Source organism: Streptomyces sp. NPDC001822, from assembly GCF_042892135.1.
Taxonomy (GTDB): Bacteria; Actinomycetota; Actinomycetes; order Streptomycetales; family Streptomycetaceae; genus Streptomyces.
Window position 1 is genome coordinate 19,424 of the sequence record NZ_JBIATW010000014.1, and the last position, 17,234, is coordinate 36,657.

16 protein-coding genes are annotated in these 17,234 nt (G+C 72.5%); 14 read left to right on the top strand and 2 right to left on the bottom strand.

The genetic code is table 11. From position 1 onward, the window contains the following. Window positions 1–6: 6 nt before the first annotated feature. The 13 genes from ACFYY2_RS27170 to ACFYY2_RS27230 all read left to right on the top strand — a co-directional run bounded on the left by ACFYY2_RS27170 (window position 7) and on the right by ACFYY2_RS27230 (window position 13,499). Window positions 7–990: an SRPBCC domain-containing protein gene (locus ACFYY2_RS27170; RefSeq protein ID WP_388747667.1), complete on the top strand. Its 984-nt coding sequence runs from the start codon at window positions 7–9 to the stop codon at window positions 988–990. 169 nt (window positions 991–1,159) lie between these two features. Further along, the gene (locus tag ACFYY2_RS27175; RefSeq protein ID WP_388747670.1) at window positions 1,160–1,954 is read left to right on the top strand and encodes an aldose 1-epimerase; all 795 of its coding nucleotides are present in this window, start codon (window positions 1,160–1,162) and stop codon (window positions 1,952–1,954) included. A gap of 30 nt (window positions 1,955–1,984) precedes the next feature. Continuing rightward, window positions 1,985–2,524, top strand: a complete 540-nt coding sequence (gene pyrE, locus ACFYY2_RS27180) for an orotate phosphoribosyltransferase (RefSeq protein WP_388747673.1) — start codon at window positions 1,985–1,987, stop codon at window positions 2,522–2,524. A gap of 166 nt (window positions 2,525–2,690) precedes the next feature. Continuing rightward, window positions 2,691–3,722, top strand: coding sequence for a class II fructose-bisphosphate aldolase (gene fbaA, locus ACFYY2_RS27185; RefSeq protein ID WP_388747676.1), 1,032 nt, complete (start codon window positions 2,691–2,693; stop codon window positions 3,720–3,722). A gap of 81 nt (window positions 3,723–3,803) precedes the next feature. After that, entirely contained in the window at window positions 3,804–4,994 is a 1,191-nt protein-coding gene (locus ACFYY2_RS27190) for a MalY/PatB family protein (RefSeq protein WP_388747679.1), read from the top strand. Window positions 4,995–5,146: 152 nt separating this feature from the next. Next, window positions 5,147–6,637 (top strand): MFS transporter, encoded by a 1,491-nt coding sequence (locus ACFYY2_RS27195; protein WP_388747682.1) that lies wholly within the window; start codon window positions 5,147–5,149, stop codon window positions 6,635–6,637. A gap of 3 nt (window positions 6,638–6,640) precedes the next feature. Beyond that, a complete protein-coding gene (locus tag ACFYY2_RS27200; protein ID WP_327117123.1) occupies window positions 6,641–7,054 on the top strand; it encodes a DUF3151 domain-containing protein in 414 nt (137 codons plus the stop codon). A 148-nt stretch (window positions 7,055–7,202) separates the two neighbouring features. Beyond that, on the top strand, window positions 7,203–8,051 hold the full coding sequence (locus tag ACFYY2_RS27205; RefSeq protein ID WP_388747685.1) for a tryptophan 2,3-dioxygenase family protein: 849 nt from the start codon (window positions 7,203–7,205) through the stop codon (window positions 8,049–8,051). Then, a complete protein-coding gene (kynU, locus tag ACFYY2_RS27210; protein WP_388747688.1) occupies window positions 8,044–9,231 on the top strand; it encodes a kynureninase in 1,188 nt (395 codons plus the stop codon). Before ACFYY2_RS27205 ends, kynU begins: the two co-directional genes overlap by 8 nt. Window positions 9,232–9,349: 118 nt before the next feature. After that, window positions 9,350–10,225, top strand: coding sequence for an alpha/beta hydrolase (locus ACFYY2_RS27215; RefSeq protein WP_388747691.1), 876 nt, complete (start codon window positions 9,350–9,352; stop codon window positions 10,223–10,225). 74 nt (window positions 10,226–10,299) lie between these two features. Beyond that, window positions 10,300–11,619, top strand: a complete 1,320-nt coding sequence (locus tag ACFYY2_RS27220; RefSeq protein WP_388747694.1) for a histidine kinase — start codon at window positions 10,300–10,302, stop codon at window positions 11,617–11,619. Beyond that, a complete protein-coding gene (locus tag ACFYY2_RS27225) occupies window positions 11,616–12,284 on the top strand; it encodes a response regulator (protein WP_388747697.1) in 669 nt (222 codons plus the stop codon). Before ACFYY2_RS27220 ends, ACFYY2_RS27225 begins: the two co-directional genes overlap by 4 nt. 9 nt (window positions 12,285–12,293) lie before the next feature. Then, window positions 12,294–13,499: a cytochrome P450 gene (locus ACFYY2_RS27230; RefSeq protein WP_388747700.1), complete on the top strand. Its 1,206-nt coding sequence runs from the start codon at window positions 12,294–12,296 to the stop codon at window positions 13,497–13,499. Between the two features lie 53 nt (window positions 13,500–13,552). Here the strand turns inward: ACFYY2_RS27230 and ACFYY2_RS27235 are convergent, their stop codons facing one another. Together ACFYY2_RS27235 and ACFYY2_RS27240 are read right to left on the bottom strand one after the other, a co-directional pair. Then, window positions 13,553–14,842, bottom strand: a complete 1,290-nt coding sequence (locus ACFYY2_RS27235) for a hypothetical protein (protein ID WP_388747703.1) — start codon at window positions 14,840–14,842, stop codon at window positions 13,553–13,555. 48 nt (window positions 14,843–14,890) lie between these two features. Further along, window positions 14,891–15,730 (bottom strand): diacylglycerol kinase, encoded by an 840-nt coding sequence (locus tag ACFYY2_RS27240; RefSeq protein WP_388747706.1) that lies wholly within the window; start codon window positions 15,728–15,730, stop codon window positions 14,891–14,893. Window positions 15,731–15,916: 186 nt separating this feature from the next. Here ACFYY2_RS27240 and ACFYY2_RS27245 point away from each other — a divergent pair, with 186 nt between their 5' ends. After that, window positions 15,917–17,200, top strand: a complete 1,284-nt coding sequence (locus ACFYY2_RS27245) for an adenylosuccinate synthase (RefSeq protein WP_388747709.1) — start codon at window positions 15,917–15,919, stop codon at window positions 17,198–17,200. Window positions 17,201–17,234 lie beyond the last annotated feature (34 nt).

Sequence of the window (17,234 nt, forward strand, 5' to 3'; positions counted from 1 at the left end):
GGTGGTATGGAGCATGAGGTGTTCGTTCCGGTTCCGGTCGCGTCCCTTCGGCGGACGCTGGCCGACGCCGCCCGCGTCGCGCGCTGCGTGCCGGGACTCCAGCAGGATGCCGAGGCGGAGGCGGGGCCGCTGGCGGGCCGGCTGAAGTTCCGTGCCGACGGCCACACCATCACCTATCGCGGGACCCTGACGCTGCGGGCCTCCGACGACGGGGACGCCTTCTCCGTGACGGGACAGGGCGTGGAGGCCCGGGGAGCGGGCTCCGCCGAGCTGGCCCTGACCGTCGCCCTGGCGGAGACGGACGGTGGCACGACGGTCACGTACTCCGGAAGCGCGAGCGGTGACGGCCGCATCGTGGATCTGGACGAGGCGAGTGCGGTCGCGGCCGCCCAGCGGCTGCTGGACCGTTTCACGCAGCAGCTGGTGACGGAGACCCTGGCCGTGCGGGGCGGTGCTCCGGAGGGCGGTGCTCCGGAGGGCGGCGGGCCGGCCGGCGGATCCGGGGAGCGGGCCGACGCATCGGACGGGCGGGCGCCCGACGGATCGCGCGTCTCCGAGCCCGATGAGCCGTCCGCCGCCGAGCCCGAGGAGCCGTCGCCCGAGGAGCCGTCGTCCGAGGAGCCGTCGGCCGAGGGGTCGCGGGACGAGGAGGCGCGGGACGAGGAGGCCTCGTCTCCGGAACCACCGTCCCTGGACGGCGAGTCGCTGTTCGACACGCCCGTCCCGCCACCGTCGCTCGACCCGTCCGCGGAACTGGAGTTCACCGTGCCCGACGAGCCGCCCGCCGAGGCCGCACACGCCCGCCGCACCATGATCGGCCGCAGTACCGAGGAGGTCGACCACGCTCCGCCGCGCGGCCGGTACGCCCCGGTGCCCTCGCCCGAGGCCGGAGCCGTCGGCATCACACTGCGCTGGGCGGCACCCGCGGCGGCGCTCGCGATCGCCTCGGCGGTGGTGGTCGGAAGGGCGTTGAGGCGGCGCAGGCCGTAGGGCCCCGGCTCCGGACCGCGCCGGAGGCCCCGGCACGGTGATCGCCGGCCGCGGCGCCGCACGCCGCCGGGGGCCGGCCCCGCAGGGATGCCGCGCACCCCCGCCGCACCCGCGCCCCCGATCCGGTCCAAAGACGCTGACGGCGGGGTGACGCCAGTAGTGTCGGGGCGTGAGCGATGTTGGGAAGAACGTCCGGCTGACCGCCGGCGACGCCGAGTTGACCGTCGACCCCGTCCATGGCTGCCGGATCAGCAGCCTGCGGATCGGAGGCACCGAACTGCTGCGCCAGGGCGAGCGCTACGGCTGCTTCCCCATGGTGCCGTGGTGCGGACGCACCAGGGAGGGCCTGTTCCGCAGTGGCGGCGAGCTGCACCAGCTGCCGCTGAACTCCCCGCCGCACGCCATCCACGGCACGGGTCGCGACACCGCCTGGAAGCCGGCCCGCCAGGGCGAGTCGGAAGCCGCCTTCTTCTACGACCTGGCCGACCCGTGGCCGTACCGGGGCAGGGTGACGCAGACCTTCGAACTGACCGGGGACTCGCTGACGCTGAGCCTCGGCATCGAGACCTACGGGGACTCGTTCCCCGCCCAGGCCGGGTGGCATCCCTGGTTCCGCCGGAACACCGGGGGCCAGGACGTGCGGGTCGACTTCGACGCCGCCTGGCAGGAGGAGCGCGGCGACGACCACCTGCCGACCGGGCGCCGGATCGACCCCCTGCCCGGTCCCTGGGACGACTGCTTCGGAATGCCCGCCGGAGTCGATGTGAAGCTCACCTGGCCCGAGCAGCTGGAGCTGACGGTGAAGAGCCGGGACGAGTGGGTCGTGATCTACGACGAGCAGGCCGAGGCGGTCTGTGTGGAGCCGCAGTCCGGGCCGCCGAACGGGCTCAACACGGCACCCCGGCTGGTCACTCCGATCGAGCCGCTGGAGATCACGACCACCTGGAACTGGGCCCGGCTCTGAGCGCCTACGGCAGCGCTTACCCTCGTTGACATGACTGACGTACGCGCTGAGCTGCTCCAGCAGATCAAGGACAAGGCCGTGGTGCACGGCAAGGTGACCCTCTCCTCGGGGCTGGAAGCCGACTGGTACATCGACCTGCGCCGGATCACGCTCGACGGCACGGCCGCGCCGCTGGTCGGCCGGATGATGCTCGACGCCACCGCCGAACTCGACTACGACTGCGTCGGCGGGCTGACGCTGGGGGCCGACCCGGTGGCCACCTCGATGCTGCACGCCTCGGCGGCGCGCGGGGCGAGCCTGGACGCGTTCGTCGTCCGCAAGGCGCAGAAGGCCCACGGGATGCAGCGCCGGATCGAGGGCACGGACGTCAAGGGCCGCCGCTGCCTCGTCGTCGAGGACACCTCGACGACCGGCGGCTCGCCGCTCACCGCAGTCGAGGCGGTCCGTGAGGCCGGCGGCGAGGTCGTGGCCGTGGCCACGATCGTGGAGCGGGGTGCCGCTCCGGCGATCGCCGAGGCCGGTCTGCCGTACGTCAGCGTCTACTCGGTGGCGGACCTCGACCTGTCCTGACCTGCAGATTCATCGCTGGGCGCCCTGTTTCACGTGAAACAGGGCGCCTTGTCCGACGGGCAGGGTGGAGCCGGAGCGAGAGTCTGGGAAGATGGGGGCGACGATGACGTCGCCCCCAGGTCAGGGACCAAGCACTGCACACCCGCACATCCCAAGGAGCGGACAGATGCCCATCGCAACCCCCGAGGTCTACGCCGAGATGCTCGACCGGGCGAAGGCAGGCAAGTTCGCCTACCCGGCCATCAACGTGACGTCGACCCAGACCCTGCACGCTGCGCTGCGCGGCTTCGCGGAGGCGGAGAGCGACGGCATCGTCCAGATCTCCACCGGTGGTGCCGAATTCCTGGGCGGCCAGTACAACAAGGACATGGTGACGGGCGCGGTGGCCCTCGCCGAGTTCGCGCACATCGTCGCCGCCAAGTACGACATCACCGTCGCGCTGCACACCGACCACTGCCCCAAGGACAAGCTGGACGGGTATGTGCGGCCGCTGCTCGACGTCTCCGCCGAGCGCGTCGCCAAGGGTCTGAACCCGCTGTTCCAGTCCCACATGTGGGACGGCTCGGCCGAGACCCTCGCCGACAACCTGGCCATCGGCCAGGAGCTGCTGGCCAAGGCCGCCGCCGCCAAGATCATCCTTGAGGTCGAGATCACCCCGACCGGCGGCGAGGAGGACGGCGTCACGCACGAGATCAACGACGAGCTGTACACGACCGTCGACGACGCGCTGCGCACGGCCGAGGCGCTCGGCCTGGGCGAGAAGGGCCGCTACCTGCTGGCCGCGTCCTTCGGCAACGTCCACGGCGTCTACAAGCCGGGCAACGTCGTCCTGCGTCCCGAGCTCCTCAAGGACCTCCAGGAGGGCGTCTCCTCCAAGTACGGGAAGCCCGCCGGAAGCCAGCCGTTCGACTTCGTCTTCCACGGCGGGTCGGGCTCCACGGCCGAGGAGATCGCCACCGCGCTGGAGAACGGCGTCGTGAAGATGAACCTCGACACCGACACCCAGTACGCCTTCACCCGCCCGATCGTGGACCACATGTTCAGCAACTACGACGGCGTGCTGAAGGTCGACGGCGAGGTCGGCAACAAGAAGGTCTACGACCCGCGCAGCTGGGGCAAGTCGGCCGAGGCGGGCATGGCCAAGCGCGTCACGGAAGCCTGCTCCCACCTGCGTTCCGCCGGCACCAAGCTGAAGTAAGTACGTCTCGGACGTACGGGCGGGCCCGGTCACCCTTCGGGGGGCCGGGCCCGCCCCGTGTCCGAAGGATGGAGACCCCCTGTGAGCACGCCTGTGCGCTACGACTTCGACACCGTCATCGACCGCCGGGGCACCTGGTGCGTCCAGTGGGACGGGGTCGCCGAGCGGTTCGGGGTGGACGGGCTGCTGCCGTTCACCATCTCCGACATGGACTTCGAGACCGCGCCCGAGGTGCTGGCCGCCCTGCGCGCGCGTCTGGACCACGGAGTTCTCGGCTACACCACGTGGCAGCACGACGACTTCCGGTCCGCCGTCGCCCACTGGCACGCCACCCGGTACGGCGCCGAGATCGACACCGGCATGCTCGTCTACGGCCCGTCCGTGCTCAACCAGTTCTCGCAACTGCTGCAGATGTGGACGTCCGAGGGCGACGGAGTGGTCGTCCACACGCCGACGTACGACGGCTTCCGCAAGGCGATCACCGGGCTCGGGCGCGAGCTGCGGGGGGTGCCGGTGGGGGACGTGGACGCCCTGGAGCGCGAGCTGGCGCGGGCGGACGCCAGGGTCCTGGTGCTCTGCTCGCCCCACAACCCGACGGGGCGGGTGTGGACGGAGGCGGAGCTGCGCGAGATGGCGGTGCTGGCCCGTCGGCACGGGGTGGCGGTCATCAGCGACGAGATCCACGCGGACTTCGTGCACGAAGGGCATGTGCACGTGCCGTACGCGCGTGTGGCGGCCGACGCCGGCGCGGACGGAGCCGATGGGGACCGCAGCCGGTGGGCGGTCATCACCTCCGCGTCGAAGTCCTTCAACTTCCCGGCGCTGTCCGGTTCGTACGGCCTGATAGGCGACCCCGCCGACCGGACCGAGTATCTGCGCCGCATGGAGACGGGCGAGGGTCTCGCCTCCCCTGCGGTGCTGGCGCTGACGGCCCACATCGCGGCGTACCGGCAGGGGGCGGACTGGCTGGACGCGCTGCGCGCGTACGTCGCGGACAACCTCGCCCTGGTCGCGGAGCGGCTGAACTCGGCGTTCCCGGAACTGGCCTGGGAGCCCCCGCAGGCGGGCTATCTGGCCTGGATCGATCTGCGCCCGCTGGGGGTGGACGACGACGCGCTGCAGCAGGTGCTGATCGAGCGCGAGAAGGTCGCGATCATGCCGGGCGCGGTGTACGGGGCGCCGGGATTCCTGCGCCTGAACGTCGGATGCGCCCGGAGCAAGGTCGAGGCGGGGGTGTCGGCGCTGGTGAGGGGCATCGGGGCGGTGCGGTGAACCGGGGCTGCCCCGGTCCCGGACGGGCTGGATGACCCCGGCCCGTACCTCCGTCGGCCGTGGGGCCGCATGACCGGGCTTCGCCGGGGACGGGGGTGCTCCCGGCGGTGTCGCGGTGGCTCTCGGGGGGTGGGAGCCGCGATGCTGCTGTCATGACTGATGCGGACGCCGACGGGATCCGGGTTGCCTCGCCCGCGGGGCGGTGGGTCGTCCTGACCACCGTGCTCGGATCGAGCATGGCGCTGCTCGACTCCACGGTCGTGAACGTGGCCCTGCCGCACATCGGCGAGGACCTGGGCGCCGACCTGGCCGGACTGCAGTGGACCGTCAACGCCTACACGCTCACTCTCGCCGGGCTGATCCTGCTCGGGGGCGCCCTCGGGGACCGGTTCGGGCGGCGGCGGGTGTTCGTCATCGGGGTGATCTGGTTCGCCGTGGCCTCGCTGCTGTGCGGGATCGCGCCGAACGCGGTGACGCTGGTCCTCGCGCGGGCGCTGCAGGGCGTCGGGGGCGCGCTGCTGACGCCGGGGTCGCTGGCGATCATCCAGGCGAGTTTCCACCCGGACGACCGGGCACGTGCCGTGGGCCTCTGGTCCGGGCTCGGCGGGGTCGGGGCCGCGGTCGGGCCGTTCCTCGGCGGGTGGCTGGTGGACGGACCGGGGTGGCGGTGGATCTTCCTGATCAACCTGCCGCTCGCCGCCGTCTGCGTGCCCGTGGCGATGCGTCACGTACCGGAGTCCCGGGACCCCCGCGCGCACGGCCGGTTCGACGTGCTCGGGGCCGCGCTGGCCGCACTCGCGCTCGCGCTGATCACCTACGCGCTGATCGAGGTCCCGGAGCAGGGCGCCTCCGCCCTGGTCATCGGCTCGGCGGTCGGCGGTGTCGTGCTGGCGGCGGCCTTCGTCCGTGTGGAGCGGCACCGAGCCGACCCCATGGTCCCGCCGTCGATCTTCGCGTCCCGGCAGTTCACGTCCGTCAACATCGTCACGGTCTGTGTCTACGCCGCACTCGGCGGGTTCTTCTTCCTGTCGGCCATCCAGCTCCAGGTGGTGGCCGGGTACTCGGCGCTCGGAGCGGGGGCCGCGCTCCTGCCCACGACGGCGCTGATGCTGCTCTTCTCCGCGTCCTCCGGGGAACTGGGCCGGCGCATCGGGCCCCGGATCCCGCTCACCGCCGGCTCGCTGCTGGCAGCCGCCGGAATGCTCCTGATGCTGCGGGTCGGGCCCGGGGCCTCCTATCCGCTGGACGTCCTGCCCGCCGTGCTGGTGCTGGGCGTCGGCCTGGTCTCCCTCGTGGCGCCTCTCACCGCGAGCGTCCTGGCCGCCGTGGACACCGGCAGGGCCGGTCTCGCCAGCGGGGTGAACAACGCCGCCGCGCGGGCCGCCGGGCTCCTCGCCGTCGCCGCGCTGCCCCTGCTGGCGGGGATGAGCCCGGAGGCGTACCGGGACGCGGACGAGTTCGCCTCGACGTTCCGGCGGGCGATGCCGATCTGCGCGGGGCTCCTCGTGGCGGGTGCGGTGGTCGCCTGGTGGTCGCTGCGGAAGGTCGCGACGCCCCGGCCGGACCAGCAGCCCGCGTGCACGATGCACTGCGGCGTCACGGCCCCGCCCTTGGAGCCGGAACCGGAATCCAGGCACACTTGAGCCATGTCGATCCACGAGAACCTGCTCGGGGGCCCTGCCCCGACCCACCTGCCCGACGACCCGGAGCCGCGCGAGCTGCTCGCGGGCGGCGCGGCCCCCGCCGACGTCGCCGCCAAGTACCCCAAGTCGTCCCTGGCCTGGGCGCAGCTCGCCGACGAGGCGTTCGAGGGCGGCCGGGTCGTCGAGTCCTACGCGTACGCCCGTACCGGCTACCATCGCGGCCTCGACGCGCTGCGCAGGGCGGGCTGGAAGGGGCACGGCCCCGTCCCGTTCGAGCACGAGCCGAACCGCGGCTTCCTGCGGGCCCTGCACGCCCTCGCGCGCGCCGCGCAGGCGATCGGTGAGCAGGACGAGTACGAGCGCTGCTCGACGTTCCTGCGCGACTCCTCGCAGACGGCCGCCGACATCCTGAGCTGAGGCCCGTGCCGGGCCCGGGCGGGCTCCTCCGCCCGGGCCCGGCGCGCCCCACCGAAGGCCGTTAGGATGCGGTGGAGGGGACCGGAGCTCCACCACCTGCGAGGAAGGAGCGGACCGCTACCCGGAAGCTCGTGTCGAGGAGACAGAAATGTCGACGGTTCACCCCGACCCCGAAGCCACCGGCGCGGACACCCCGCACCTGGACTTCGAGGGAACGACTCCGTACGAGGACTACGTCCAGGCGGATGTCCTGACCCACCTCCAGCACCTCCGCTCGGACGATCCCGGCGAGATGGTCTTCCTGGTCACCACCCAGGTCATGGAGCTGTGGTTCACGGTCATCGTCCACGAGTGGGAGACGGCGGCGCACGCGCTGCGCGGGGACCGCATACCCGTGGCCCGCGACGCGCTGAAGCGCTCACTGCGGGAACTGGAGGCGCTGAACGCCTCCTGGAAGCCGCTCGCCGGCCTCACGCCGGCCCAGTTCAACTCCTACCGCGGCTCGCTCGGCGAGGGCTCCGGCTTCCAGTCGGCGATGTACCGCCGGATGGAGTTCCTGCTCGGTGACAAGTCCGCGTCCATGCTCGTGCCGCACCGGGGCGCGCCCCGTGTCCACGCGGAGCTGGAGAAGGCGCTCCACCAGCCCGGCCTGTACGACGAGACGCTCGCCCTGCTCGCCAGGCGCGGCTACGCGATACCGCGGTCGGTGCTCGAACGCGACCTCTCGCAGAGGTACGAGCCCTCCGCCGCGGTCGAGGCCGCCTGGGCGGAGATCTACGCCAACCCCGACCAGAACGACGAGCTCGTGCGGCTCGGCGAGGTCCTGACCGACGTCGGCGAGCTGGTGTGGCGCTGGCGCAACGACCACCTCACCGCCACCCGGCGGGCCATGGGCTCGAAGACCGGGACCGGCGGCTCGGCAGGTGTCGCCTGGCTGGAGAAGCGCGCGACGAAGAACGTGTTCCCCGAGCTCTGGACGGCCCGCAGCCATGTCTGACTTCAAGGAGCGCGCCGAGGCGCTCGACGCCGCCGACGAACTGGCCGCCCTGCGCGAGCTCTTCGTCCTCGACGACACCGTCTACCTCGACGGCAACTCGCTGGGGGCGCTGCCCCGCCACGTGCCGGGACGGGTGCAGGACGTCATCACCCGCGAGTGGGGCTCCCTGCGCATCCGCTCGTGGACGGAGAGCGGCTGGTGGACCGCGCCGGAGCGGATCGGCGACCGGATCGCCCCGCTGGTCGGTGCCGCCGCCGGACAGGTCGTGGTGGGCGACTCGACCAGCGTGAACGTCTTCAAGGCCGTCGTCGCCGCGAGCCGGCTGGCCTCCGAGGGCCGCGACGAGATCCTCGTCGACGCCACGACGTTCCCCTCGGACGGGTACATCGCCGAGTCGGCGGCCCGGATGACGGGCCACCGCATCGTGCCGGTCGCCCCGGCCGACGTGCGCGAGGCGCTGGGACCCCGTACGGCGGTCGTCCTGCTGAACCACGTCGACTACCGCACCGGCAGGCTCCACGACCTGCCCGGTCTGACCGCCGCGGTCCACGAGGCCGGCGCGCTGGCCGTCTGGGACCTGTGCCACAGCGCCGGGGCGCTGCCCGTGGGCCTCGACGCGCACGGCGTGGACCTGGCCGTCGGCTGCACGTACAAGTACCTGAACGGCGGGCCGGGTTCGCCGGCCTTCCTGTACGTCGCCGAGCGCCACCAGACGGCCTTCGACTCGCCGCTGCCGGGCTGGACGTCGCATGCCGACCCGTTCGCGATGACGCCCGCCTACGAGCCCGCGGACGGTTCCGTGCGGGGCCGCGTCGGCACCCCGGACATCCTCTCCATGCTGGCGCTGGAGGCGTCACTGGAGGTGTGGGAGGGCGTCACGGTGGAGGCCGTGAGGGCCAAGTCCCTGGCACTGACGGACTTCTTCCTGGAGTGCGTCGCCGCGTACGTCCCCGAGGGCAGGGTCCGCTCCGCCACCCCCGAGTCCCACGCGGAGCGTGGCAGCCAGGTGTCGCTGCGGTGCGACGACGCCGAGGCCGTGATGCGCGTCCTCATCGAGCGCGGAGTGGTCGGCGACCTGCGCCGCCCGGACGTCCTGCGCTTCGGCTTCACCCCGCTGTACGTCGGCTTCGCGGACGCGGAGCGGGCGGCGCGGATCCTCGCCGAGGTGCTGGCCCTCTGAGCACCCCGCCGCAGCACCGTCTTGGACCCCCTGGGACGGTGCTGCGGCGGGCCCGCGTACTGGTACCGTCCCCGCAGGTCAGTCCAGTTGGGCACAGGCGTAGGACGGTTGGAGCATCATGTCGGATTCTGCCGCGCGTGAACGGGACGCCGCCGAGGCCGAGTCGGCCTTCGGGCATCCGGCGGTCGCCCCCGACCGGACCGCGGCCTACGGCACTCATCCGGACCAGGTGATCGACTTCTTCGCCCCGCGCGACGGCCGGGACGGCGCACCGCTCGTCGTCGTGCTGCACGGCGGGGCGTACCGCGCCCCGTACGACCGGCAGCACGTGTCGCCCTTCGCGGACTTCCTGGCCCGGCGCGGGTTCGCGGTGGCCAGCGTCGAGTACCGGCGCGGCGGCGGTATCCCCCGGCAGGGCGGGGACGGACCCGTGGCGGGCCGCTGGCCCGAGACCTTCGACGACATGGCCGCCGCGATGGACGCGCTGCCCGCGCTGGCCGCCCGTGAGCTCCCGCAGGCCGACCTCCGCAGGACCGTGGTCACCGGGCACTCGGCGGGCGGGCACCTGGCACTCTGGGCCGCCGCGCGGCACGTGCTCCCGAAGGGATCGCCCTGGCGTCTGCCGGTCTCGCCGCCGTATCGCGGAGTGGTGGCGCTGGCGCCGATCGCCGACTTCGCGCGGGCGGTGGAGCTGGACATCTGCTCCGGCGCGCTGCACCAGCTCCTGGGTGACGGCGCGGACTTCGAGGCGCGGAGCGCCCACGTCGACCCCGCGCTGCTGCTGCCCACCGGCATCGCGACGACGGTCGTCCAGGGGGTGGAGGACACCACCGTCCCGGCGGCCGTCGCCGACGCCTTCGTGGACGCCGCGGCGAAGGCGGGCGAGGTGGTGGGCCTCACGCTGCTCGACGGTGTCGGGCACTTCCCGCTGATCGACCCGGCGGCGGACGCGTGTGCGGTGGTGGCCGAGGAGATCGCCCAGCTGGCCTGGTAGTACTTGCGACGGACGGCCAGGGATCCGCTTCACTGCTGACGACCGCGTGCCGGGCGGGCGCCTACCTTGGACGCGTGACCGAGACCAATACGCGAAGCCCGGAGTTCCGGCTGGCCGCAGGCGTGATAGGCGGCCTGCGGCAGGACCTGTTCCACGACGTGTTCCAATACCGGCCGCTGGACCCGCTGGGGACGGGCGGCCCGGTGCTCCGGCGGCTCCCGGACGCGATCCGGAAGTGGGTGGTCTGGACGCCGCACGGGGTCGTCGGGGCGGTCGCGCTGATCTCGCTGCTGACCGGCGTCTTCGAGGCGAACACCTACTCGCCGTTCGGGATCGCGACCGCGATCACCGCGTTCCTTCCGGCCGCGACGCTCCTGATGACGCTGGTCCGTCCCGTGCTCGCGTTCTGGGTGTCGATCGCGTCGACCCCCGTGATGGCCGTCGTCGGCAGTGGGAGCTGGCCGTGGTCGCCGAACGCCTTCGTGTGCCACCTCGGCGTCCTGATCGTCGTCGCGGCGCGGACCAGGCCGCGTACGGCGGCCTGGATGTGGCTGATCACCCTCTTCACCGGCTCCTTCATGGAGACCATCGGCCCCTGGAACCCCTCCTCCACCAACGGGGGCATGGCCTTCACGTCCGCGTTGGCCCTGCTCGTCGTGACGGTCGTGCAGACACGCCGCGAGGCGCAGCGCGAGGTCACCGTCCAGCGCACCGTCACCGCCGTCGAACGCGACCGGCGCACGCTCCTGGAGGAGCGCACCACCATCGCGCGTGAGCTGCACGACGTCGTCGCCCACCACATGTCCGTCGTCGCGATCCAGGCCGAAGCGGCTCCGTACCGGGTGGAGAATCCGCCGCCCGAGCTGGAGCAGGCGTTCGCCACGATCCGGGAGAACGCCGTCGCCGCCCTCACCGAGCTGCGCCGCGTCCTCGGAGTCGTACGGGCGGAGGACTACGAGGCCCCCGACGCCCCGCAGCCCACCCTGGCCGAGCTCGACCGGCTGCTGGACAACGTCCGGGAGACCGGCCTGGAGACGGAGAAGACGGTCACCGGCGCGGTGCGGGAGCTTCCGCAGGGCGTCGAGCTGTCGGCCTACCGGATCGTCCAGGAGGCGCTGAGCAACACGCTCCGGCACGCTCCGGGCGCCACGGCGAAGGTGGAGATCGGTTACGTGCTCGGCGGGCTGGGCGTCCGGGTCGTCAACGGCCCGGCGCGGGGACTGGTCAAGCCGTCACCGGGGGCCGGGCACGGGATCACGGGGATGCGGGAGCGGGTGGCGATGCTGAACGGCGAGATGACGGCGGGGGCGACGGGGGACGGCGGCTACGAGGTCGCCGTGTTCCTCCCCGTGCCGGTGGAGCGGGAGCGCGCCGGGGCCGGTGAGACGGCATGAGCGACTCGCCCATCCGGGTACTGATCGTCGACGACCAGATGATGGTCCGCGAGGGCTTCTCCGTCCTCCTCAACGCGATGCCCGGCATCGAGGTCGTCGGTGAGGCCGTCGACGGCCGGCAGGCCGTCTCCCAGGTCGCGGCTCTGCGGCCCGACGTCGTGCTGATGGACATCCGCATGCCGGAGCTCAACGGCATCGAGGCGACGCGCGAGATCGTCGCCGCCGACGCCGACGCCAAGGTGCTCGTGCTGACCACCTTCGACCTCGACGAGTACGTCTACCAGGCGCTGCGCGCCGGAGCCTCGGGCTTCCTGCTGAAGGACGCCTCGGCACGGCAGCTCGCCGACGGCGTACGGGTGGTGGCGTCCGGGGAGGCGCTGCTCGCCCCGACCGTCACCAGACGGCTGATCAACGAGTTCTCGAAGATCGCGGACGCGCCGAAGCCCCCGGCCATGGCGAGGATCGGGGACCTCACCGAGCGGGAGACGGAGGTGCTCGTGCTGATCGCCCAGGGGCTGTCGAACCTGGAGATCGCCTCGCACCTCGTGGTCGCCGAGTCGACGATCAAGACCCACGTCAGCCGCATCCTGGTGAAGCTGGGACTGCGGGACCGGACCCAGGCGGCCGTGTTCGCGTACGAGGCGCGGCTGGTCACCCCCGGATAGCGTCACCCCATGCACGTGTCCTTCGACCCCTGGTCCACGGCGTTCGTCGCCGACCCGTACCCCGCCTACGCCGCGCTGCGTGCCACCGGCCGGGCGCACTACTTCGAGCCGACCGGGCAGTGGCTCGTCCCGCACTACTCCGACGTGTCCGGGCTGTTGCGCGACCGGCGGCTGGGGCGGACCTACCTGCACCGCTTCAGCCACGACGAGTTCGGCGTCACCGCGCCGCCGGAGGCGCACGAGCCGTTCCACACGCTCAACGGGAACGGGATCCTCGATCTGGAGGCCCCGGACCACACCCGGATCCGGCGGCTCGTCGCCAAGGCCTTCACGCCCCGCACGGTCGAGGCCCTCGCCCCGACGGTGGAGCGGCTGGCCGCCGGGCTCGTCGGGGACTTCGTGGCGGCCGGCGGCGGTGACCTACTCGGGGAGGTCGCCGAACCGCTGCCGGTCGCCGTCATCGCCGAGATGCTCGGGGTACCCGAGTCCGACCGGGGGCTGCTGCGGCCCTGGTCGGCGGCGATCTGCGGGATGTTCGAGCTGAATCCGCCGGAGGAGACGGCGCGGGCCGCCGTGCGCGCCTCGGTGGAGTTCTCCGCGTATCTGCGGGAGCTGATCTCCGCGCGGCGCGCCGACCCGGGGACGGACCTGATCACCGCGCTCATCGCCGCCCATGACGACGAGGACCGGCTCACCGAGCAGGAGATCATCTCCACCTGTGTGCTGCTGCTCAACGCGGGCCACGAGGCCACGGTCAACGCCACCGCCAACGGCTGGTGGATGCTCTTCCGGCACCCGGAGCAGCTGGCCTCCCTCCGCGCCGACCACGCTCTGCTGCCGACCGCCGTGGAGGAGCTGCTGCGCTACGACACCCCCGTGCCCATGTTCGCGCGCTGGGTCCTGGACGACATCGAGATCGACGGCACCGTCGTCCCGCGCGGGTCCCAGGTCGCGCTGCTCTTCGCCTCGGCCAACCGGGACCCGGAGCGCTTCGCCGACGCGGAGACGCTCGACCTGTCCCGCCAGGACAACCCGCACATCTCGTTCGGCGCGGGGATCCACTACTGCCTGGGCGCCCCTCTGGCCCGCCTCGAAATGGCCGCGTCCTTCGGCGAACTGCTGCGCCGGGCGCCCGGGATGCGTCTGCTGGCGGAGCCCGAGTGGAAGCCGGGCTACGTCATCCGGGGGCTGAAGGAGCTGCTGGTCGAGGTCTGAACGGGCGGTCCCGGAAACGGGGGAACGTGAACCCGTCCGGGCCCGGTCCGGTCTCAGGCGCGGACCGCCAGCAGCTCCTCCAGGGTCCGTACGGCCCATGGCGCGTCGAGGTCGAGCTCCTGGTAGTCGTCGGCGGGCCAGCAGGGCCCGCCGTCCACGACGGGCACGGCGAGCGACGGGTCGGCGGCCCGGCCGCGCAGCTCAGCCGTGCCGACGGGAGCGGGCAGCCCGGACCAGGGCGACCGTCGGGGGCCGGGACGCAGCAGCCGCACCACTGCCTCCGGCGCCGCCCCGTCGTCCGCGTCCGCCGGGAAGAGCAGGAGCACGGGGGAGCCGCCGCTGCCGGATGGTTCCTCCAGCAGGACGTACCGCTTGACCTCCGGCAGGGGTGCGTTGGCGAGGCGCGCGAGCAGCCTTGCGCGGGGGACGCCGGCGCGCAGGGTGTGCGCGGCGAGCGGCAGCACCAGCACCACGCACGCCACGGCGAACCCCGGCCTGCCGATGAGCGCGGTCAGGGCGCCCGCGCCGGCCGTCCGGACCGTGAGCCGCTCGATTCCGCTTGTCCTCCTCAGCGCGCGCACCCGCCACCACGGGGCGTGCCGTGTTCTCGTCGCCGGCCGGGCCGCGCGCGGATCCCGGACGCGTCGCTCGGCCTGGGACACCGCTTCGGCGGCGAACGCGGCGAGGGTGAGCCCGCCGTCGGCCGGCGCGGGGAAGCGGGGCGCGTGGCCGGTCCCGGGCGGCAGGTGCGGATGCCGCGGCCCCGGGCGGTGGGCCAGGTTCCGTACCTGGGGCAGGCCCGTGATCCTTCGCGCCCGCCGGACACCGACGGGGACGGCGTGAATCAGTTCCCTGCCGCCGGGAGGGGCCAGCACACCTCCGGTGCGGGGGTCGCCGCACCACCAGAGGACGGGCGGCTCGCTCACGAGGGGGAAACGCCACGGGGTGGTGTGCGGCGTCAGGACCAGCAGTTCGTCGTGTGCCGGGCCGCGCGCCAGCACGACGGTGGCCCCGTGCATCCCGCGATGCGTGACGGCGGACGTGTGGGCGACCCAGGGCCCGGAGCCCAGGACCCTGCCCATGCGGCGCGCCCGCGTGTACAGCAGGCCGCCGGCCAGCGACACGGTGAGGGGGATCCAGAGCAGGGACAGGGCCTCGCGCGCGGAGAGCAGGGCGAACACCAGGTTCACGATGAGCAGCACCGGACCCGCGATCACGCATGTCGCAACCGTGCGGCGAGAGCGCCGCAGCGCCGCCGCGGTCGCCGGCAGTTCGAGTGCGGTGCGCGGCGGACCGCCGGCGGCCTCCGGCACCACCCCCGGGGTGACACCGGATCCGGACATGTCCCGCACAGCCCCGCAGCTCCCCTGGTCACCCCGCCCGAGTGCTGATCATCTCCCGGGCGCTCGGGGAAGCACCAGCCCCCACGCTCCCGCGCGCACCGTCCAGGTCCGGGTCCTTACCGGGCCAGCGGCCTGTATGTCCGCGCGGTAGCGGAAGTCGGGGCCGGAGACCGTCACCGCCTTGGCCTCCGTGGTGACGGTCTCCCCGGAGGTCGTGTGGATGGCGACGTCAGCGAGGCCGCCGTCGCCCTGGGTGGTCACCGAGACGCCCTCGACCGGCCGGTCCAGGTCGTTCAGCAGGACGCCGTCCGCCTCGACGCGGAGCCGGTGCGCGCGGGGCGGTGAGGAGGGTGAGGGCGGTGCCGGGCGGACCAGGGCCGCCATCAGCGTGCGGCAGGTGTCCCACACCGAGTGGGGCGCGTCCGGCGCGGGGCTCACGGCCGGGATGCGCAGGTCGCCCAGGACGACCCCGTCGCTGTCGTCGACCAGGAGGTCCAGTCTGCGGACCGCCCCGTCGAGCACCGCGCGCGCCGCCGCGACCGCGCCGCGGGGCACACCGAGCGCATGCGCGAGTTCCAGCGTGTGCGCGGCGCCCACCGGGACGAGGGAGAGGGCTCCGTCGGAGAGCTCCCGCTCGCGGTGGAGCTGCGACACGGCCCGCAGCAGCGAGTGGTCGTCACCGATGACCACCGGTCGTCTGGCGCCGCGCCGGGACAGTGCCCGGGCGAACTCGTCCGGGCCGTCCGGCAGGCAGATCTTGGTGTGCGCTCCGGCGCTCAGCACGTCCTTCGCGATGCGCACGGACTCGCCGTCGTAGCGGCGGGCAAGGGGGTCGATGAGCACGAGTAGCTGGTGGTCGCCGTCGCCGGGGGGCTCTGCAGCCGACACCTCGGTCCTTCCTCGGGTAGCATCTTGGTGCAAGAGCCCCTTGCGCTATTGCGCCAGGGGCTTCGTCTATTCCGGGGCACCCGGTTCGACGGCTCAGGCTTTGCCGTACATCGTCGTACGGCAGGTACGACCTTTACGTACGCCCCCTGACCTTGGACATGCCCCGCCCGGAAGGGGTGTACGCCTGTGCCCGCACTTGTGCTGCTCGGTGCTCAGTGGGGTGACGAGGGCAAGGGGAAGGCCACCGACCTCCTCGGTGGATCCGTTGACTATGTGGTGCGCTACCAGGGCGGCAACAACGCCGGCCACACGGTTGTCGTAGGCGACCAGAAGTACGCACTGCATCTCCTCCCCTCCGGAATCCTGTCGCCGGGTTGTACCCCGGTCATCGGTAACGGTGTCGTCGTCGACCCGGCGGTCCTGCTCTCCGAGCTGAGCGGTCTGAACGAGCGTGGCGTCGACACGTCCAAGCTCCTGATCAGCGGCAACGCTCATTTGATCACTCCGTACAACGTCACCGTCGACAAGGTGACGGAACGCTTCCTCGGGAAGCGCAAGATCGGCACGACCGGGCGCGGCATCGGCCCGACGTACGCCGACAAGATCAACCGCGTCGGCATCCGCGTCCAGGACCTCTACGACGAGTCGATCCTGGAGCAGAAGGTCGAGGCAGCGCTGGAGCAGAAGAACCAGCTGCTCGCCAAGGTCTTCAACCGGCGCGCGATCGAGGCCGGCAAGATCGTGGAGGAGATGCTCCAGTACGCGGAGCAGATCAAGCCGTACGTCGCCGACACGACGCTGATCCTGAACGACGCCATCGACGAGGGCAAGGTCGTCCTCTTCGAGGGCGGCCAGGGCACCCTGCTGGACGTCGACCACGGCACGTACCCCTTCGTCACCTCGTCGAACCCGACCGCGGGCGGCGCCTGCACCGGTGCCGGCGTGGGCCCGACGAAGATCACCCGGGTCATCGGCATCCTCAAGGCCTACACCACCCGCGTCGGTGCCGGCCCCTTCCCGACGGAACTTCTCGACGAGGACGGCGAGGCGCTGCGCAGGATCGGCGGCGAGCGCGGTGTCACCACCGGCCGCGACCGGCGCTGCGGATGGTTCGACGCCCCGATCGCGCGGTACGCGACCCGGGTCAACGGGCTCACCGACTTCTTCCTCACCAAGCTGGACGTGCTGACCGGCTGGGAGCAGATCCCGGTGTGCGTGGCGTATGAGATCGACGGCAAGCGCGTCGAGGAACTCCCGTACAACCAGACCGACTTCCACCACGCGAAGCCGATCTACGAGAACCTGCCGGGCTGGTCCGAGGACATCACGAAGGCCAAGACCTTCTCCGACCTGCCGAAGAACGCGCAGGCGTACGTCAAGGCGCTGGAGGACATGTCCGGCGCCCCGATCTCCGCGATCGGCGTCGGCCCCGGCCGGACCGAGACCATCGAGATCAACTCCTTCCTGTAAGGAACGGCTGGGGAACCGCGGCGGCGGACGACGG